General features: G+C 61.5%; 17 protein-coding genes, 1 tRNA gene and 1 pseudogene. 8 read left to right on the forward strand and 11 right to left on the reverse strand.

All coding sequences use genetic code 11. The features are described 5' to 3' along the window. Positions 1-24 precede the first annotated feature (24 nt). Positions 25-270 carry a pyocin activator PrtN family protein gene (locus tag ACN6NG_RS09340; protein WP_474313665.1) on the forward strand — a complete coding sequence of 82 codons (246 nt, stop codon included), beginning with the start codon at positions 25-27 and terminating at the stop codon, positions 268-270. A 94-nt stretch (positions 271-364) separates the two neighbouring features. On the opposite strand, the gene ACN6NG_RS09345 is transcribed toward ACN6NG_RS09340, so the two are convergent. Beyond that, positions 365-583: an AlpA family transcriptional regulator gene (locus ACN6NG_RS09345; protein WP_474313666.1), complete on the reverse strand. Its 219-nt coding sequence runs from the start codon at positions 581-583 to the stop codon at positions 365-367. 814 nt (positions 584-1397) lie between these two features. Between ACN6NG_RS09345 and ACN6NG_RS09350 the strand changes: the two genes are divergently transcribed. From ACN6NG_RS09350 to ACN6NG_RS09360, 3 genes are all read left to right on the forward strand, one after another. Continuing rightward, a tRNA-Val gene (locus ACN6NG_RS09350) sits at positions 1398-1474 on the forward strand. Positions 1475-1606: 132 nt separating this feature from the next. Next, positions 1607-2176, forward strand: a complete 570-nt coding sequence (locus ACN6NG_RS09355; protein WP_063426967.1) for an SPOR domain-containing protein — start codon at positions 1607-1609, stop codon at positions 2174-2176. A 249-nt stretch (positions 2177-2425) separates the two neighbouring features. Then, positions 2426-2851, forward strand: a complete 426-nt coding sequence (locus ACN6NG_RS09360; protein ID WP_028613309.1) for a bifunctional (p)ppGpp synthetase/guanosine-3',5'-bis(diphosphate) 3'-pyrophosphohydrolase — start codon at positions 2426-2428, stop codon at positions 2849-2851. Positions 2852-2854: 3 nt separating this feature from the next. Here ACN6NG_RS09360 and ACN6NG_RS09365 read toward each other — a convergent pair. From ACN6NG_RS09365 to ACN6NG_RS09375, 3 genes and pseudogenes are all read right to left on the reverse strand, one after another. Beyond that, positions 2855-3546, reverse strand: a pseudogene (locus tag ACN6NG_RS09365) (endonuclease). 6 nt (positions 3547-3552) lie between these two features. Further along, on the reverse strand, positions 3553-3795 hold the full coding sequence (locus ACN6NG_RS09370; protein WP_063426965.1) for a DUF1654 domain-containing protein: 243 nt from the start codon (positions 3793-3795) through the stop codon (positions 3553-3555). An 83-nt stretch (positions 3796-3878) separates the two neighbouring features. Continuing rightward, positions 3879-4796 carry a LysR substrate-binding domain-containing protein gene (locus ACN6NG_RS09375; RefSeq protein ID WP_063426963.1) on the reverse strand — a complete coding sequence of 306 codons (918 nt, stop codon included), beginning with the start codon at positions 4794-4796 and terminating at the stop codon, positions 3879-3881. Between the two features lie 225 nt (positions 4797-5021). Here ACN6NG_RS09375 and ACN6NG_RS09380 point away from each other — a divergent pair, with 225 nt between their 5' ends. Next, complete coding sequence (locus ACN6NG_RS09380; RefSeq protein WP_063426961.1) at positions 5022-6320, forward strand: dicarboxylate/amino acid:cation symporter; 1299 nt, start codon at positions 5022-5024, stop codon at positions 6318-6320. Between the two features lie 11 nt (positions 6321-6331). Further along, entirely contained in the window at positions 6332-7810 is a 1479-nt protein-coding gene (gene cuyB, locus ACN6NG_RS09385) for a cysteate racemase (RefSeq protein ID WP_063426960.1), read from the forward strand. 83 nt (positions 7811-7893) lie between these two features. On the opposite strand, the gene ACN6NG_RS09390 is transcribed toward cuyB, so the two are convergent. The 4 genes from ACN6NG_RS09390 to ACN6NG_RS09405 form a co-directional block, all read right to left on the reverse strand. Next, the gene (locus ACN6NG_RS09390) at positions 7894-8883 is read right to left on the reverse strand and encodes an Ldh family oxidoreductase (protein ID WP_063426958.1); all 990 of its coding nucleotides are present in this window, start codon (positions 8881-8883) and stop codon (positions 7894-7896) included. A gap of 23 nt (positions 8884-8906) precedes the next feature. After that, positions 8907-10208 carry a C4-dicarboxylate transporter DctA gene (gene dctA / locus ACN6NG_RS09395; protein WP_063426956.1) on the reverse strand — a complete coding sequence of 434 codons (1302 nt, stop codon included), beginning with the start codon at positions 10206-10208 and terminating at the stop codon, positions 8907-8909. 263 nt (positions 10209-10471) lie between these two features. After that, positions 10472-11641, reverse strand: coding sequence for a UxaA family hydrolase (locus ACN6NG_RS09400; RefSeq protein ID WP_063426954.1), 1170 nt, complete (start codon positions 11639-11641; stop codon positions 10472-10474). A 2-nt stretch (positions 11642-11643) separates the two neighbouring features. Next, on the reverse strand, positions 11644-11928 hold the full coding sequence (locus ACN6NG_RS09405; protein ID WP_043199623.1) for a UxaA family hydrolase: 285 nt from the start codon (positions 11926-11928) through the stop codon (positions 11644-11646). A 136-nt stretch (positions 11929-12064) separates the two neighbouring features. Here ACN6NG_RS09405 and ACN6NG_RS09410 point away from each other — a divergent pair, with 136 nt between their 5' ends. Beyond that, positions 12065-12805: a GntR family transcriptional regulator gene (locus ACN6NG_RS09410; RefSeq protein WP_050491877.1), complete on the forward strand. Its 741-nt coding sequence runs from the start codon at positions 12065-12067 to the stop codon at positions 12803-12805. A gap of 180 nt (positions 12806-12985) precedes the next feature. After that, on the forward strand, positions 12986-15031 hold the full coding sequence (locus ACN6NG_RS09415) for a TonB-dependent receptor family protein (protein ID WP_474313678.1): 2046 nt from the start codon (positions 12986-12988) through the stop codon (positions 15029-15031). A 65-nt stretch (positions 15032-15096) separates the two neighbouring features. Here ACN6NG_RS09415 and ACN6NG_RS09420 read toward each other — a convergent pair whose 3' ends face one another. The 3 genes from ACN6NG_RS09420 to ACN6NG_RS09430 are packed head-to-tail and all read right to left on the reverse strand — an operon-like array spanning position 15097 to position 18040. Further along, entirely contained in the window at positions 15097-16392 is a 1296-nt protein-coding gene (locus ACN6NG_RS09420; protein ID WP_063426953.1) for an NAD(P)/FAD-dependent oxidoreductase, read from the reverse strand. A 54-nt stretch (positions 16393-16446) separates the two neighbouring features. Continuing rightward, positions 16447-16869, reverse strand: coding sequence for a RidA family protein (locus ACN6NG_RS09425; RefSeq protein ID WP_016498980.1), 423 nt, complete (start codon positions 16867-16869; stop codon positions 16447-16449). Between the two features lie 31 nt (positions 16870-16900). Next, the gene (locus ACN6NG_RS09430) at positions 16901-18040 is read right to left on the reverse strand and encodes an ornithine cyclodeaminase family protein (RefSeq protein WP_049276149.1); all 1140 of its coding nucleotides are present in this window, start codon (positions 18038-18040) and stop codon (positions 16901-16903) included. Positions 18041-18081: the final 41 nt, after the last annotated feature.

An 18081-nucleotide genomic window follows, 5' to 3' on the forward strand; every position in this document is an offset into this window, starting at 1 on the left:
CGCGCCCAAGAAAAGGAAGAAGGTATGAAAACTGCATTCATCCTTATGGCTCAGTACGATGGCCTTGCCGTCATACCACTGGGGCGGGTGTGCGCTGACTATTTTCCGCACCCCAGCCCGACAAAAATGAAGATCAAGATCGATCGCGGCGGAATTCGCTTGCCGCTTATTGCCATGGAGCGCAGTCAGAAGTCATCTCGTGGCGTGCACGTCACGGACTTGGCAGAGTACATTGATGCCCGCCATGCAGAGGCCCAGAAAGGGATGTAAAAGGGTCGCTGCGGGGCCTTTTACATTCGTGCAGCGAAGCGTGGGCCGTGATCATGATGATTCCCGCAGCGACCGAATCCATCATAACGTTGGTTTACAGTCGGCCATTTTCAGCCGACGAAGTGCTCTCCACAACGGACGACATCCATTCCGAGATAGTAGACTGAAGCCAGGCAACGGAGTTGGGGCCGAGCCGAACCTGTCGTGGAAACGTACCCTCGCGCATCCGCCGGTAGATGGTGTTCCTTCCCAGCCCCGTCACGGATATCACCTCATCAATCCGCATGAAGCGATCAGTCGCTGCTGAAATCATGCTGACCTCCAGTCCCGAGCCGATATCTCACGCTGGTAAGCGTTGGCGGAGGTTTCCGCTTGCGTCCAGGCTTCGATTGCTGCCCGCCGCGTTGCTCCCAATCTTTGAGAAACTCTCTAACAGATTCGAGCCGCCAACAGATCCGCCGACCCTGCCTGAAGAAAGGGGGTAGCCATGTTGCCCGGTTTTGCATGGCGCTTCGTATGGCGGATTCGGAGCGGCCGAGTAGTTTTGCCAGCTCAGGAATGTGAAGAATCTCAGGGTCCATAGCAGGTTGCTCAACTGGCATGGTAGCTGTCTGAAGCGTTGTCTCCAGTCTGGGCCGAGCCCCCAGCAGCTGCAATATTTTTAGCGTTCCGATTGGCCAAGATCGGCGCCAAGAAGGCTTTACGAGGGCTTCCGTAAATACTCGCGCCACAGAATGGCGGGTCTTGCGTTCGTCGAGCGGGCGCTGCGTGGAATATTTTTAACGCAGGTCAATTTGCAAAACCACATGCTAACTTATTGATTGTTATAGGCTTATTTTGACTTTTCCCAGGCGGCCCGAGGTCAGATTAATTCCATGTAAATCAATGGTTTAGCATCCATCCAGTCACCACCTTGACATGGTGGGGGTCGTTGGTTCGAGTCCAATTGTGCCTACCAAATCGAAGAAGGGGTGATCCGAAAGGGTCATCCCTTTTTTCATTGTCCATTTCGCGGGCGTCGAAACCGCGGCATGGGCAGGCAGCGCTCATAGTCGAAAGTTTTTGATTTTTCTCAAAAAAAAGCTTTACAGGTATGCATTGCATCACTAATATGCGCACCACACGACAGGCACATAGCTCAGTTGGTTAGAGCACCACCTTGACATGGTGGGGGTCGTTGGTTCGAGTCCAATTGTGCCTACCAAATCGAGAAAGGGCGATCAGAAACGATCGCCCTTTTTTCATGTGCGCGTGAATTAGCGTGTAACGTTTGGTCGCGGTTCGGGGCATACCCCGGCGTGCTAGAATCCGCGCCTTCGAAACTGGAGGTACACGCGTGCGCAAACTGGCTGTGGTAATGGCAGTGCTCGCCCTGGCGGGCTGTGAGAACGAGGTCGAAGGCGTGCACAAGCAGGTGGCCGAACACCTGCACAACCCCAAGACCGCCAAGTTCGGCAACGTGCGGATCGACACCCAGGGCACCATCTGCGGCCAGGTCCGTGGTAAGGACGATGCCGGGCAGTACGAAGCCTACCGCAGCTACGTGGCCATCAAGCGCGACGGCCAGTACGACATCATCGTCGACGACACCGGCAACAACCTGCGCATCCGCGAAGTGTGCGGCGGCGCCGACCTGCAGCGCCGTGCCGATGCACTGGCTGGCCAGCCGGCACCAGAAGGCTGGGATGTTGAAGTGATCCAGGGCGCCAACATGGGCGCGCTGAGCGACATGACCGCGCGGCTGATTGAAAAGGGTATTCCGTCTTCGGTGGAATACCGCAACGGCAAGCCGGTGGTGCTGATGGGGCCGTTCCCTAGCCGTGAAGAAGCACAAGCGCGCAAGGACGAAGTGATGGCCAAGCTGGGCACCGATTCGGTGGTGATCCAGCACGGCGCAGCCCGCTAAGTACATACAAGTGCGCCGCAGGTTCGGGTGCACGCTGTACTTGTGGGAGCGGCCTTGCGTCGCGATGGGCAGCGAAGCAGCCCCGGCAAGATTAGCCGTGACGCCAATATCATGGGGCTGCTTTGCAGCCCATCGCGACACAAGGCCGCTCCTGCAGGGATGGCGCAAGCTTTGTCAGGCGTGTGTTAGACATTGTTCACACAAGTTTGGCTATGCTTGGGTGGAAGATGCCGAACGGGGAGGGGCCTCATGTCTACACTGGAGCGGGCCATTGCCGTGGCCGCCAGGGCCCATGAAGGGCAATACGACAAGGGTGGGGTGGCGTACATTCTCCACCCGCTACGGGTGATGATGCGGGTGTCCACGCCCGAGCAACGGATTGTCGCAGTGCTTCACGATGTGATCGAGGACACCCCGCTGACGTTGTCCGACCTGGCGCGCGAGGGGTTTGCGCTGAAAATCCTTGCCGCCTTGCTGGCGCTCAGTCGCCGTGAAGGCGAGCCGTACCAGGACTTCGTGGTACGCCTGGGCGACGACCCGTTGGCGCGAACCGTCAAGCTGGCCGACCTGGCCGATAACAGTGACCTTTCCCGCATTCCATGCCCTGGCCCCGCCGACCTGGCGCGGCTGGCCCGTTACCGGGAAGCCAGCGCCTATTTACAAGCGCTGAGCTGAGGATCAACCACACGCCTTGAGGTTGACCGGCCCGACGAACTCGTTGCCCCGCCCCATCACGCACGCCACCTGTTGGTTGCGTTGCCGCTCCCATGCCTGCGGCGGGTAGGTCTTGTTCCAGGCCTCGTACAACTGGCGGTCCTGCCTGGACAGGCGCAGATTGTACTGCTTGCTCATATAGAAGTAGGTGCGGGCGATCATGCCGCGGATCGACGGGCGCGGCATCACTTTCTTGGCCTTGAAGTCGACCTGGGTCAGGCAACTGCCATACTGGCCGCGCTGTTCTGGCAGCCAGCCGAAACTGAAGTTGCTACGGTCGCCGTTGACCTCGCCGATGCTCGGCACCAGGTTGTGCAGGTCGGCTTCGGCGCGTTTGTACACCTCGTCATGCTGCGAGCACTGCTTGCGCCCGCCGCTTTGCCAGCACTGGCGCTGATGGCCGATCTGCCAGGCGGGTACGATGTGTTCCCACTCGATTGCGACGCGCGCTGGGCATTCTTGCGCGGGGCATAGCCGCAGGACGCCAGGTCGACCTTGTTACCCTTGTATTTGCAGCCGCAATAGAATTCGGTCGATTGCGGCGCATAGAGCTTCCAGGCGACTTTCTTGGCCTCCTGGAAGGTGCGCGGGGCGTCGGCTTGTACAAGTGGAGTGGTCAGTAACAGGCAGGCTGCCGCGAAAAGCGAAACTCTCATGCGCAGTCAGTCTTCCTTCGGTACGGTCCAGAAAACCTGCACGCCGCCGTCGTCACGGTGGGCGAGGGTGACGTTGTCGTTCTCGGCGATTTCCTCGAGCAAGGTTTCCCAGTCATCCGGGCTTTCCTGCTCCAGGCGATAGATCAGCGCCGCACGGCTGCGCTGGGCGGTGGGGCTGTTGATGATCTTCTGGATGCGTACACCCAGCTGTTCATAGCTGCTCGGGGTGGCGGAGGCGGTGCTGGACACAGGTAGTTCCTTATTTTGCTGTATGCACATACAGTATTTCACTGTAAGTGAATTCGCAACAGCTTGTCAGGCGAAAACTGCGTTCACGCCTGGGCTGATGCGTGTGCAGCGTTGTCCAGGGTATTCCACAGGCTTCTCATCGTAGGGTTCTGGTTCAGCAGCGAGCAGTACGAGCGGATCTCCAGGCGCGTGCTCCATTCGGCGCCGCCGGCTTGCACCAGCAACCCTCTTTCCAGTTCATCCTGCACAGCGCTGTAGGGCAGCCAGGCTACCCCGTAGCCCTCCACGGCCATGCGCACCAGCAGCATTGCCATATCTGCTTCATAGCACCGCTCCAGCGGTGCGATCTCAGGGGCGTTGCGAATGACCACGTCTGCGACTTTTCCCAAAAACGTCGTGGCCGTGTAAGCCAGGTGCGGAATGGGTTTGCTGTTTGCAGAAAGCGTGAACAGCGGCTTGCCATACGCACTGGGTGCGCACACGGGGATGAACGCGTCATGCCCCAGGGCCAGACTGGCGAAGCGCTCAGGGTCCAGCGAGATGGGGGTAAGCGGGTGATGGTAGACAATCATCAGGTCACAGCTGCCTTCTTCGAGGGCGATGACGGCGTCATTGATGTTGGCTGCCACGACCCGGGCATTGAAGCGCTCATTGTGCTGCTGGAACTGGCTGAGCCATTTTGGCAGAAAGGTCATCGACAGGCTGTGGGCTGCGGTGATCTGGATCGAACGCCCCGGCATCCGCTTGACGTCCCGAAGGTCGGCCCGTAGCGCCATCAGTGCGGCGAGCGCCTGGCGCGATTCATCGCAAAAGCGCTGGCCAGCGGGGGTGAGCTGTACCGGGTAGGTGGCACGGTCAACCAGCTCGACACCCACCCACTCTTCGAGAGAGCGAATTCTCCTGGAGAGTGCGGACTGCGTAACGCACCGCACCTCGGCGGCGCGCGAGAAATTCTTCCACTCGGCGATCGCCAACAGGTCGTCCAGCCACTTGATCTGCATCGCTGATCTCCTTCACCGGGCGCACAGTGTAAGCGTGTTCGGACATGCGCTGATAGCAAGGGCTAAAAACTATTCCGAAAACGCATAGGGCCAGCCCTATTACTCATCAACTTACCTTTCCCGTGGCGATAAACTTACCCCGCACCCACTTGCTAAGTGGGTGACCCTGTCTTTATTTCAATCCTGCCAAGTACAAGAAATAGAACATCACTTGAGGAAACTGTCGTGAAACATAATAAGCTTCCGCGCCGAATTGCCATGGGCATCGCCTTGGGCGTAGTGGTCGGTTGGGCCTCTCATCATTTCGCAGGCGGCGAGCAAGCCGCGAAGGAAATGGCTGCTTACTTCAGCATGGTGACGGACATCTTTCTGCGCCTGATTAAAATGATCATTGCGCCGCTGGTATTCGCCACGCTGGTGGGCGGGATTGCCAGCATGGGCAATTCGCGCTCGGTCGGCCGCATCGGTTTTCGTGCCATGGCCTGGTTTGTCTGTGCTTCGGCCATTTCGTTGGCTATCGGGATGGCACTGGTCAACCTGTTCGAGCCTGGCGCTGGCTTGAACATGCAGGTCGCACAGCATGCGGATGCCGTGGCAGTGCCTGTGAACACGGGTGACTTCAGCCTGAAAGTATTTATCAGTCATGTATTCCCGCGCAGTATTGCAGAGGCGATGGCGAATAATGAAATACTTCAGATCGTGGTGTTCTCATTGTTCTTCGGATTCGCACTGGCTGGCGTCAACCGTGCCGGGTATACAAAGATTGTTGATTGCATCGATGAACTGTCCAAGGTGATGTTCCGCATTACCGACTATGTGATGGCTTTTGCACCCATCGGGGTGTTCGCCGCTATTGCGTCGGCAATCACCACCCAAGGCCTTGGTTTGTTGGTCGATTACGGCAAGCTCATTGTCGAGTTCTACCTGGGCATCCTTCTTTTGTGGGGTGTGTTGTTCGGTGTGGGCTACCTGTTCCTGGGCAAGTCGGTCATCACGCTTGGCAAACTGATTCGCGAGCCGGTCCTGTTGGCGTTCTCTACCGCCAGCAGCGAGGCGGCCTACCCGAAAACCATGGAGGCGCTGGAAAAGTTCGGCGCTCCGAAGCGTGTGTCCAGCTTCGTCTTGCCATTGGGCTACTCGTTCAACCTCGATGGCTCGATGATGTACCAGGCATTCGCCATCATGTTTATCGCCCAGGCCTACAACATCGACCTCAGCTTCACCCAGCAGGTGTTGATCCTCTTGACGCTGATGATCACCAGCAAGGGCATGGCCGGTGTTGCGCGCGCCTCGGTGGTGGTGGTCGCGGCGACCTTGCCGATGTTCAACCTGCCAGAGGCGGGCCTGCTGCTGATTATCGGTATCGATCAGTTCCTCGACATGGCGCGTACCGCTACCAATGTCGTGGGCAACAGCATCGCCACGGCTGTAGTCGCCAAGTCAGAGCCACAGGCCGAGCCGGATGAGGCCAATGAGGCCACAGCCCAGCCGTCCACCCTCGACCGCCCAGTATCGGTCGCCTGAGGAATAGGCTCATGACGTCGAAGAAGACAGCTGCGCAGCAACCCCTTTCGCACAAGATCGGGATTGTCGGGGGGCTGGGAGCGCTTGCGGGTGGCGACCTGTTCTACAAGCTTGTGAAGTCGCGAGCAGTGCTGGAGGATCAGGGGCGTTTTCATTTTCTGCTCGAGCAACATCCGTTCAAGGGGGTACAGCTGCCCCTGGACGCGAACGCGAGCATGACATCGCGAAAGTTCTACGCCTTCGAGGTGTGCAGGTCGTTCGAAGCGAGCGGCGTGGATACAATCATGCTGCCGTGTTTCGCCAGCCAGACGTTTCGTGCAGAGATTCAGGACGAGCTGGGCATCCCTGTGCTGGACATGATGCAAAGCCTGGTACAGCACATCCGCCAGATCGCCGTGCCGGGCTGCACGCTGGGTGTGCTTGCTTCGGATTACGTGCGCCATTCCGGGCTCTTCGAGCGTGCGTTGGGCGCCGAGTACGCAGTGGTGTACCCCGATGCGCAGGCACAGGCGGCCCTTATGCAGGCCATGTATGGGGGCAACGGCATCAAGGACGGGCATCTGGACGGGGTGCCACTGGAGTCGGTCTACCAGGCTTGCCTTTCAGTGCAGGCGCAAGGGGCGGCACTGATCGTGCCTGGCATGACCGAGCTGTCACTGGTGTGCGCCGACCTGCAGCGCCGTGGTATCACGGCGCTCGATATCAACGACCTTTACGCCACGTTTGCCACGCAAGGCTCACGTGAGCCACGTGACCTGCCTTTCAAGCTGGGTATCGTGGGCGGTGTCGGCCCCGCAGCGACGGTTGATTTCATGGGCAAGGTGGTTGCCAGCACACCGGCAGGTCGTGACCAGGACCATATCAAGATGGTGGTGGAGCAGAACCCGCAAATACCGGACCGCACGGCCAATCTGCTGAATGATGAGGCGGACCCGACGATGGCCATGTACGCGACCTGCAAACGGCTGGAGAGCGCGGGTGCCAACGCCATTGCGATCCCGTGCAATACCGCTCATGCGTTCGTCGAGCGCATCCAGGAGCACCTGCGCGTGCCCATCGTCAACATGCTCGCCGAAACGGTCGACTGGATAAAGCACACGTATGGCTCAGACAAGGTTATCGGCTTGCTGGCCACCTCGGGGACCGTCGCAAGCCAGGTCTATCACCAGGCTGCGAGCCGCGCAGGGCTTGAGGTGATGGTGCCGGGGCCGGATTATCAGAAGCTGGTGATGGAGGCCATCTACGGTGAGCGCGGCATCAAGGCAGGTTTCACTGACGGGCTGTGCCGGGATCAGTTGCTGATTGCTGCAGAGCATCTCGCAGAGGTCGGGGCAGAGGTGTTGATACTGGGCTGTACAGAGCTGCCGCTGGTGCTCAGCCACTGTGATGCCTGTGACCTGAATGGCAGGGCGGTTGCGCTTGTGGACCCGACGATGATCCTGGCGCGCAGATGTGTAGCGTTGGCGCACAAGCTGCCTGCTGAGGATTGAGCTGTTCCTGGCCAGGGTGTTGTCAAGGACAGTTTGGTTGGTCGGAGATCCTGGGGCTGCAGAGCAGCCCCAGGATCACAAGTTCAAACGCAGCTCTCCAGCCGGTCCAGCAACACCTGCGGCACCTCGATGAAATCACTGCGTACCTGCCGTTCACCTATCCGCCGCTGCCCTGGCAAGCGCACGCCCGGTTGCGCCAGCATGGCGGTGAACAGAGCCTCGACATGGCTCAGGTAACCCGTACCAAACCGTTGCGGGTCAATCAGCAACAACAAGTGCGCCACCCCGGGCGCGTCTCCCTCTGCATCGAAGAACGAACTTGCCTGGAAACCGAAATGGCTGCCGGTCAGGCCCGCCGTCAGAAGCTCCACCATCATCGCCAATGCGGCACCTTTGGCATCGCCCATGGGCACCATACTGCCGGCCAGCGCCGCCTGCGGATCGGTGGTGTCAATGCCGGCGCTGTCGATCGCCCAGCCGGCCGGAATCGGCGTGCCCGCTTGCCGGGCCAGCATCACCTTGCCACGGGCAACCTTCGACAGCGACAGGTCGATGACAACGGGTTCAGCATCCCGGCGCGGCGATGCGAAGGCGATGGGGTTGGTGCCAAACAGCGGCGTGCGCCCGCCCCAGGGGGCCATCGCGGCTGGCGCATTGCTCAGCGCCAGTGCCAGCAGCCCCTCGCGTGCGGCCCGTTCCACCGGTTGCCCGGCCACGCCGAAGTGGTGCGAGCGGCCGATGGCCAACGCCGCGATACCCAGGCGGCGTGCCGTGGCCATCGCCGGGCCGAGGCCGGCATCGATGGCCGCAAACGCCAAGCCGTGACAGGCGTCTACGCGCACGACTGCCCCTTCGACCACCACGCTGGGCTCGGCCCTGGCGTCAACCTTGCCGGTGGACATCTGCGCCAGATAGAAAGGCAAGCGTGACAGGCCATGGGAGGGCAGGCCTTCGCGCTCGGCCTGCACCAGCGCCTGTGCGCAACTTTGCGCGGCGCTTTGCGGCATGCCGGCGCTGCGCAGTGCCTGCATGGCAAGTTCATGTGCATGCCGAACGCTGATTTGCACAGTCATGGGGTGGCTCCTTGCAGCGGGCTTCAGGGTTTTTTCTGCGACAGGTTTAGCGGTGCCTGATCAAGCGCAGGCAAGCGGCCAGGGGCGGCCAGTTCGGCGCGAGCCTTGGCCAGGTCGAGCTTGCCTTCCCAACGGGCAATCGCCAGGGTGCCGACCACGTTGCCCATCATGTTGGTCAGCGCCCGCACCTCATTGAGGATGCGGTCGATGCCCAGAATCAGCGTAATGGCTGCCACCGGGATGATGTCGTGGCTGGCCAGCGTTGCGGTCAGCACGATCAGCGCTGCGCCAGCTACCCCTGCACCGCCCTTGGAGGTAATCAGCAGGATCACCAGCAGGCTCAGTTGCTGGCCCCACGACAAGTCGATGTTCAGTGCTTGCGCCAGGAACAACGAGGCCATGGTCAGGTAGATGGCGGCGCCATCGAGGTTGAACGAGTAGCCGGTGGGCAGTACCAGGCCGATCACCGATTTGTCGCAGCCCAGCCGCTCCAGTTTTTGCATCAGCCGCGGCAGTACCGACTCGGTGGTGGAGGTGCCCAGCACGATCAGCAGCTCTTCGCGCAGGTACTTGATCAGCGACCAGATGTTGATCCCACAAGCAAAGCTGATCGAGCCCAGGACAATGCCGATGAACAGCAGGCTGGTGACGTACAGGCAGACGATCAGCAAACCCATCTGCTGCAACGCCCCGATGCCGTACTTGCCGATGGTGAAGGCCATGGCGCCGAACGCCCCGATGGGTGCCAGCCACATGATCATGCCGACGATGCGCAGCAGGGTTTCGCCAAACTGTTCGATCACCCGCGCGGCCAGCTGGCTGCGTCTGGACATGCCGGACAACGCCACGCCGAACAGCACCGAGAACAGCAGCACCTGCAGCAGGTTGCCGCTGGCGAAGGCGCCGACCACCGAGTTGGGGATCAGCTGGGTCAGCAGGCTGGAGGACTCCTGCGCATGCACCTGGTCAAGGTATTGCGACATGGCGCCACCGTCCAGGCTGGCCGGGTCTATGTTCATGCCGGCACCGGGCTGCACCAGGTTGGCGATGATCATGCCCAGCAACAGCGCCAAGGTGGTCACCACCTCGAAGTACATGAAGGTCTTGAAGCCGACCTTGCCCAGCTCCTTCAGGCTTTCCATGCGCGCAATGCCGATGGCCACGGTGCAAAAGATCACCAGGGTGATGAGCATCTTGATCAGGCGGATGAAGGTATCGCCCAGCGGCTTCATTTCGACCGCGAGCGAGGGCCAGCAGTAGCCCAGGGCAATGCCGGCGATCAGGCCGATCACCACCTGGACATACAGGTTCTTGAGAATTTTCACGGTTGTTTCTCCATGAGCGAATACCCCGCGCCAAGCTGGCTGATCAGGGCAGGGGAGCAGGTTCGGGTCTTTTGCGCGGCACGCGGGCGCTCACTACGGTCGTCGTGGCTGCGTGGGCTCGGGGAGAAACACCGGAGGGGGCAGGGCATCAGGGCAGAGCGGTTTCATGAAGGTCTCCATTTATGGTTGTTGTGAGACGTACTTCTTGAACGCAGGCAGAAACAAGCGCCGTTGCCTGATGAGGCAGGCAACGGCACGGCAGGTCAGGCGCTTTCGAACAACCGGGTCAGCACGAACTCGCGGTGCCCGAGGGCTTCGGCGGCAGTGTAGCGACCATTTGCGGTACGCATCAGCATGTCGAGCAAGCGGTCGCCGGCATCGTCCATGTTGATTTCGCGCCGCAGCAGGCCGGATACATCCACATCGATGTGTTCACCCATGGTGCGGAAGGTTCGCGGGTTGGCGCAGATCTTGATCACCGGCAAGATCGGGTTGCCGATGACGTTGCCCTGGCCGGTCGGGAAGAAGTGCGCCACATACCCGGACGCTGCGCACAGGGTGACCATTTCTGCTGCCGCGGACGACGAGTCCATGAACCACAGGCCTGGCCCGGTGGGTGCCTCGGCCTTGTCCAGTACACCGTCAACCCGGCATTTGCGGCCGATTTTCTGGATGTTGCCCAGGGCCTTTTCCTCGATGGTGGTCAGGCCGCCTTCGATGTTGCCCTTGGTTGGCTGCGACTCGGACAGATCGCTGGTTTTCCAGCGGTCGATCATGGCGCTGTAGCGGTCGAACATGAACTGGAACCGCTCCCGCACTGCCGGGGTGCTGCAGCGCTCGGCGACCAGGTGTTCGCCGCCGGTCAGCTCTGATGTTTCACCGAACACCAGGGTGCAGCCCTGTGCATAAAGCTTGTCGAACGCATTGCCCACGGTGGGGTTGGCGCCGCAGCCGGAGGTGGTGTCGGACTCGCCGCACTTGGTCGAGACCCACAGTTCACTGATGTCGCACTCCTCCCGGCGCAGCTCGGTGGCGTACTGCACGAATTCGCGAGCCTTGCGCGAGGCGGCGCAGATGGTGTTGTGATCGCCGTTCTGTTCGATCCAGAAACCTTCCGCCGGCTTGCCGCTGGCGCGGATGCCTTCGACCACGCGGCGGGTCCAGCCAGGCTCGATACCGATCACCACCACCGCTGCCACGTTGGGGTTGCAGCCGGTACCGATCAGGGTGCGGAAGTGCAGCTCCAGGTCCTCGCCGAACTGCAGCCGGCCATAAGGGTGTGGCAGCCCTAGGGTGCCCTTGATGTTGTTGGCCACCGCTTCGGCGGCCGCATTGGAGATGTCGTCCACCGGCAGGATGATCACATGGTTGCGAATGCCCACACGGCCATTGTCGCGGCGGTAGCCCAGGAAAGTGCGTCCGTTGAATTGCATGCTTACCACCTCTTGGTTTTGACGTTGTGGACGTGCAGGTGCTCGCCTTCGCGGATGGGCTTGATCACCCGGCCGATGTCGACGCCGTACTTGATCACCGTATCGCCTTCCTGCAGGTCGCGGATGGCCAGCTTGTGGCCGATCGGGATGGCGTCGCGCACCACGAATTCCAGGGTCTGGTCCTGGTCCATGACCCAACCTGTCAACTTCTGGCCCGCCTGCACGCCTTCGACTACTACGACGCCGACGGCGTCGTCGGCATCGTGGACGACAAAATCAATGCTCATTGTTGTTCTCCTGTGACGGTCATTCATATGCCGTAAGTCATGTATAGGACATAGGTTATAGGATAGTCAAGGTGCGCTGCTTTCTTTCGTGCTTGAGGTATACTTGCGCCACACGAACTGCCGACGACAGATGACCATGACCGACGCCCTGCAGAACCCGCAAAAGGCCCCGACCTTCCAGCCGCTGTACATGCAGATCAAGGACTTGCTGATGGAGCGCATCCATACAGGTGAGTGGTCGCCCGGCACCTTCATCCCCAGCGAGGCGGCGCTGGCGACCACTTATCAGGTCAGCGTCGGCACCCTGCGCAAGGCGCTCAACGAGCTGGTGGCCGAGAACGTGGTGGTGCGTCAGCAGGGCAAGGGGACCTCCGTCGCCACCCATGATGGCGACCATGCCTTGTTCCGCTTCTTCAACATCTGCCGCCCCGACGGCGAGCGCTGCCTGCCGGTTTCGATCGTGTTGGGCCGCAAGGTGCGCAAGGCCAGTGCGCAGGAAGCGCAGGCATTGGGCCTGCAGCCGGGCGCCAAGGTGATCCACATTTCGCGTACCCGCGAGCTGGATGGCAAGCCGGCCATCTACGAGGACATCACCCTGTGCGCCGAGCGTTTCATTGGCCTGGAAAGGCAGCCCGAAGTACTGCCTAATACGCTGTATCGCCTGTACCAGCAGCGCTTCGGTGCCACGGTGGCGCATGCCGATGAGCGCATCTTTGCCATCAGCGCCGATGCCAGCCAGGCACAGGTGCTGGGTATCGAAGTGGGGGCGCCGCTGTTGCAGATCGTGCGCATAGCCCTGGATTACCAAGGCAGGGCAATCGAGAAGCGGGTGTCGGTGGTCAGCACCCAGAGGCACTGCTACGCGAACAGAATCTAGTACTGGTTCGCCGTTACCCTTTTGAACTCATTTTTTGCGTATGCCGTGCCTGCTCACGGTAGCGTTACCCCGGACTTGGCTCGTAACGGGCCAGGTCCGGGTTTCAGGAAGTTTCGCATGTACCCAATCCTTTCCCGTTTGCCTGCCCGGACAGGCTTTGCCCTTTTGCTGACAGGGGGCATGAGCACCACCGGCCAAGCCGCCCCCGACGCACCCGATGTGGTGGTCATGGATCCGTTGGTGGTGACCGGTGCCTATGCGCCCACCAGCACATTCGACCTGCCGTTTTCGGTGGATACCGTTGACCTGTCCCACGGCACGGATGGCCAGCTTGGCGTCAACCTGTCGGAAGTGCTCAGCAAAGTACCTGGGCTGGTGGTGCAGAACCGGCAGAACTACGCGCAAGACCTGCAGATTTCTTCACGGGGTTACGGTGCTCGCTCGGCCTTTGGCGTGCGCGGCATAAAGCTGCTGAGTGACGGCATACCGGCCAGTACGCCCGACGGGCAAGGGCAGGCCGCCACGCTGAACCTGGACGTGGCCGACCGTATCGAGGTGCTGCGCGGCCCGGCAGCGACGCTGTACGGCAGCAACGCCGGTGGCGTGATCCAGATGTTTACCCGCGACGGGCAGGGGCCCGCACGTGTGGGTGCCGAAACCACGCTCGGCAGCGACGGCTTCAACAAGAACCACCTGTCGGCAGAGGGCGGCAACGACACTGCAGGTTTCGTCCTGGATGCCTCGCGCCTGGATACCGATGGCTACCGCGACCACAGTGCTGCGCGCCGTGACCAGACCTTCGCCAAGGTCAATTTCAAGCCCGACGACGACTCGCGCATGGCGCTGATCTACAGCAGCCTGGAGCAGAACAACACGCAGGACCCGCTGGGGCAGACCTGGGATGCCTACAAGCATGACCCACGTTCCACGGCGGCGGTGGCCGAAACCTACAACACCCGCAAAAGCATCGACCACCAGCAACTGGGCATGAACTACGAGCGCTACTTTGGCGATGCCACGCTGCAGTTCAACCTGTACGCGGGGCGACGCAGCGTGGTGCAGTATTTGTCCATCCCCAAATCGGTGGCCTCCAACAGTCAGCGTGGCGGCGGAGTCGTTGACTTCGACCGCGAGTTCCACGGCGGCACCCTGCGCTGGATACAGCCGGTTGCGGACGTGCCCGGCAATCTCACCTTCACTGTCGGCGCCGATTACGACCAGAGCAAGGACGACCGTCGCGGTTATCAGAATTTCAGCGGTGACCAACTGGGCGTGAAAGGTGAGTTGCGCCGTGACGAGAAAGACACCGCTACCAGCCTGGACCCGTACCTCCAGGCCCATTGGGAAATCGGCAACTGGACCAGCGAGCTGGGGCTGCGCTACAGCACCATGGAAATGCGTGTCGACGACCATTACCTGGCCAACGGTGACTCCAGCGGCTCGAAGAAGTACCAGCAGGCCACGCCGTCACTGTCGGTGATGTACGCGTTCACGCCGGACCTGCGCGGTTACGTCAGCGTCGGCAAAGGCTTCGAAACCCCCACCCAGGCCGAGATGGCCTATGCGCCGGGCTTGGCCGAAAGCTTCAACTTCGGCCTCAAGCCTGCCACCAGCATGCAGTACGAAATGGGTGTGAAGTACCGGCTTGGCGAGCGCACACGCCTGAATGCGGCGGTGTATGAGATTCATACCGATGACGAAATCGTCGTTGCCAGCGCTACGGATGGTCGAACCAGCTATCGCAATGCAGGGCGTACTGTACGACGCGGCTTTGAGGCGAGCCTGCAAAGTGACTTGAGCGAGCAGTGGCAGACCACCCTGGCGTATACCCGCACCGATGCCCGCTATGCCGATGACATAAGCCAGACCATCGAAAGTGGCAACCGCCTGCCCGGTGTGCCGCTGAACAACCTGTTTGGCGAGCTGGTCTGGAAGCCGGTGTCGTCCATCAGCATGGGGGTTGAAGGGCAGTACCGCAGCAAGGTGTATGTGGACGACAGCAACAACGCCAAGGCCGCACCTGCGTATGCGGTATTCAACTGGCGGACCCGGTTCGAGCAACATGTGGGGCCCTGGACGTTCCACCAGCTGCTGCGGCTGGACAACCTGTTTGCCCGGCAGTATGTGGGGTCGGTGATTGTCGGTGACGGCAACGGGCGTTATTACGAGGCAGCGCCTGGGCGGTCGTGGTATGCGGGGGCGGGGTTGGAGTACCAGTTCAGGTAGCCGGCAGCATCCTCACCAGGCAGGCAGCGCGGTGTATCGCACGGGCTTGCCCACTCCCACTTGTGTCAGGCAAAACGCTCGAAGCAGTACGGGGACGGGTCGATCAGCGGGGTGGCCTGGGCCACCAGGTCTGCCGCCAGCTGGCCAGCAGCAGGCGAGGTGCCGAAGCCATGCCCGGAAAAGCCGGTGGCCAGGGTCAGGCCCGGGATACTGGCCACCGGGCCGATGACCGGGTTGGAGTCGGGGGTGACGTCAATCGTGCCGGCCCAGGCGCTGGCGATACGGGCCTGTTCGAACACCGGCCAGGCCGCTTTCAGGTTGCGCATGGCCTCATCGTTGAGTGCCGGGTTGGCGTGCGGGTCTTGTACCCGTACACGCTCGAAGGGGGTTACATCCGTGGCCTTCCAGCGCCGGGCCAAAGCCAGGTCCTTGAAGAAGTACTTGCCAAAACTGATCCGCAAAAAATCCCGCTGGGCACGCAGCTGGGGCAGGTAACGCTTGCCCAGCAGCAGGTGATCGAGGGTGAGGAAGGCATCCAGCGCGCCGCGCTGGGTGATGATGTAGCCGCCATCCTTGTGCTTGCGGAAGGAAAAGTCCGGTGCGCCAACGGCGATGTCGGTTGGCCCGTCCATGGGCTCTGTGCGCAGCACGGAGCAGGTCAGCGGCAAGGTCGGCAGGTTGATGCCCAGGTTGCCGAGGAACTTGCGCGACCACAGGCCACCGGCCAGCAACACCTGGTCGCAGCGGATTTCACCTTGCTCGGTGACCACCCCGCTGACACGGCCGGCTGCGGTGACCAGCGTGCGCACCGCGCAGTTCTCCACTACCACTGCACCTTTGGCGATCGCCGCCCGGGCGATGGCGCTGGCGGCCAGGGTCGGTTCGGCGCGGGCGTCGGAGGGGGTGAAGATGCCACCTGCCCAATCCGCCCGACCACCCGGCACCATCCGGTCGATTTCCCGCGTGCTCAGCAGGCGCGAATCCAGGCCCAGCGCCTCGACGCTTTTCAGCCAGCCTTCATGCATGCCCATCTGCGTGTCGTTACGGCCGATGAACATGATGCCGGCTTGGCGATAGCCAACGTCGCTGCCAACCCGTGCGGGCATCTCGGCCCACAGCCGATCAGCCGCCAGTGCCAGGGGAATGTCATGGGCGTGGCGGTTAGTCTTGCGCACCCAGCCCAGGTTGCGCGACGACTGCTCGCCAGCGATGCGCCCCTTTTCCAGCACCACCACTGGTATGTTGCGTTCGGCGAGGCTCAGTGCGGCGGTGAGGCCGATAATGCCGCCACCGATGATCACCACGGTAGTGGCGTCGGGGTGGCGGGTGCTGGTTTGCACAGGGGCGATCGTGGGAGACATGGCTTTACTCTTTGTTGTGCGTGCAGGGGGAGTGTTCAGCGCCAGCCGGCGGCCTCACTGGCCAAGGCGGATCAGTGTCACTTGCGCTTGCCCCGCGCCGCGGTAGGCGGTGACCTCCAGCTCGACCTTGTAAACGGTGGAGCCCAGCGGCGGGCAGGTGACCGTGGTGGCCGGGTCGATGCCGCGGAACTTCTCGCCGATCACGTCCATGACCCGTGGTACATCGGCAGGGTCCTGAATGAACACGCGTGAGTTGATGACATCGGCCAGGCTGGCATCGACTGCGGCCAGCGCGGTTTCGATGTTGGCGAACACCTGGTGGGTCTGTTCGATGACGTCCTCTGGAATGACTTGGGTCTGCGGGTTGCGTCCGGCGGTGTTGGAGACGTGAATCCAGTTGTCCACCGCCACCAGGCGGGAGTAGCTGGCCATGTCTTCGAACTTGGAGCCGGTTTTCAGTTTGATGATCTGTGTCATGGGCTTTGCCTTGTTATCCGGTTGCGGGGGATCAGCTGAGAACGGGGGTTTCCCAGAGGTTGAGTTTTACGCCGATGCCTTGCTCGAGCGCCTTGCGGTACACCACGGTGCCCCAGGCCACGTCTTCGACGGGCATGCCGCCCACCGACATCAGGATGATTTCGTCGTCATGCAGGCGGCCCGGTGCGTCGCCGCTGATGATCTTGCCGATGTCTTCCACCTGCTCGGCGGCCAGCGTGCCTTCGGCAATCATGTCCATGAAGCGCACACCTACCAGCGGCACGTGGTTGTGCGCAGGCTTGGGCAGCTCTTCGAACCAGGCCTCGTAGAGGCCGGTGTTGTCCACCACCTTGCGCACGTCGTCCTGCTCCATGCCGGCGTCGATACTGCACGGGGCTGGCATGGCCAGGAACGCGCCAGGCTTGACCCACTCGCGTCGCACCAGCGGGTACTGGCTGGGGTCGCCGACTTCGCCCGAGCTGCAGTAGCTGACCAGGTCGGAACCGCGTACCACTTCTTCCAGGGTTTCCACCACCTGGACATGAGTGATTTGCGGGAAGCTGGTTTTCACCCAGGCGACGAAGGCATCCAGGTTCTTCTGGCCACGGCCCTTGACCTTGAGGGTGTCGATCAGCGGGCAGACGGCCATGAACGCAGCGACCGTGGTCTTGCCCATCACCCCCGGGCCGGCCAGGCCGATGACCTTGGCGTCCTTGCGCGCCAGGTGGCGGGCGCCGACGCCCGGGATGGCGCCGGTGCGGTAGGCCGACAGCAGGTTGGCCGACATGTGCGCCAGTGGCGCGCCGGTGTCGGCATCGTTGAGGGTGAACATCAGGATCGAGCGGGGCAGGCCTTTCTCACGGTTGGCGATATTCGAGCCGTACCACTTGGCGCCTGCGGTCTGGAAGTTGCCGCCGAGGTACGCCGGCATCGCCATCATGCGCCGGTCGGCGGTGGGCTTGGGCATGTTGGGGAATGGCGAGTGCTCGGGGAAGGTAATCATCGCGCCGTGCGAGTCGCTGTTCGGGCCGGCCATGCGGTAGTCACCCTGGTACAGCAGGCCGAACATTTCTTCCATGGTGTCGACACAGGCCGGCATGTCGGTGACGCCGGCACGGATCATGTCCTGCTCGGACAGGTAGATGAAGTCAATTCTGGTATCGAGGGTCATGGCGGATCTCGCAGGGCTGGCTGCCGTCGGATTTGTTGTTG

Source organism: Pseudomonas sp. TSO6, from assembly GCF_056098905.1.

Bases quoted from the DNA above. Each gene is read 5' to 3' on its own strand.
- ACN6NG_RS09340 (WP_474313665.1), top strand. From the start codon at position 25: ATGAAAACTGCATTCATCCTTATGGCTCAGTACGATGGCCTTGCCGTC.
- ACN6NG_RS09345 (WP_474313666.1), bottom strand. From the start codon at position 583: ATGATTTCAGCAGCGACTGATCGCTTCATGCGGATTGATGAGGTGATA.
- ACN6NG_RS09360 (WP_028613309.1), top strand. From the start codon at position 2,426: ATGTCTACACTGGAGCGGGCCATTGCCGTGGCCGCCAGGGCCCATGAA.
- ACN6NG_RS09375 (WP_063426963.1), bottom strand. From the start codon at position 4,796: ATGCAGATCAAGTGGCTGGACGACCTGTTGGCGATCGCCGAGTGGAAG.
- cuyB (WP_063426960.1), top strand. From the start codon at position 6,332: ATGACGTCGAAGAAGACAGCTGCGCAGCAACCCCTTTCGCACAAGATC.
- ACN6NG_RS09390 (WP_063426958.1), bottom strand. From the start codon at position 8,883: ATGACTGTGCAAATCAGCGTTCGGCATGCACATGAACTTGCCATGCAG.
- ACN6NG_RS09400 (WP_063426954.1), bottom strand. From the start codon at position 11,641: ATGCAATTCAACGGACGCACTTTCCTGGGCTACCGCCGCGACAATGGC.
- ACN6NG_RS09405 (WP_043199623.1), bottom strand. From the start codon at position 11,928: ATGAGCATTGATTTTGTCGTCCACGATGCCGACGACGCCGTCGGCGTC.
- ACN6NG_RS09410 (WP_050491877.1), top strand. From the start codon at position 12,065: ATGACCGACGCCCTGCAGAACCCGCAAAAGGCCCCGACCTTCCAGCCG.
- ACN6NG_RS09415 (WP_474313678.1), top strand. From the start codon at position 12,986: ATGAGCACCACCGGCCAAGCCGCCCCCGACGCACCCGATGTGGTGGTC.
- ACN6NG_RS09420 (WP_063426953.1), bottom strand. From the start codon at position 16,392: ATGTCTCCCACGATCGCCCCTGTGCAAACCAGCACCCGCCACCCCGAC.
- ACN6NG_RS09425 (WP_016498980.1), bottom strand. From the start codon at position 16,869: ATGACACAGATCATCAAACTGAAAACCGGCTCCAAGTTCGAAGACATG.
- ACN6NG_RS09430 (WP_049276149.1), bottom strand. From the start codon at position 18,040: ATGACCCTCGATACCAGAATTGACTTCATCTACCTGTCCGAGCAGGAC.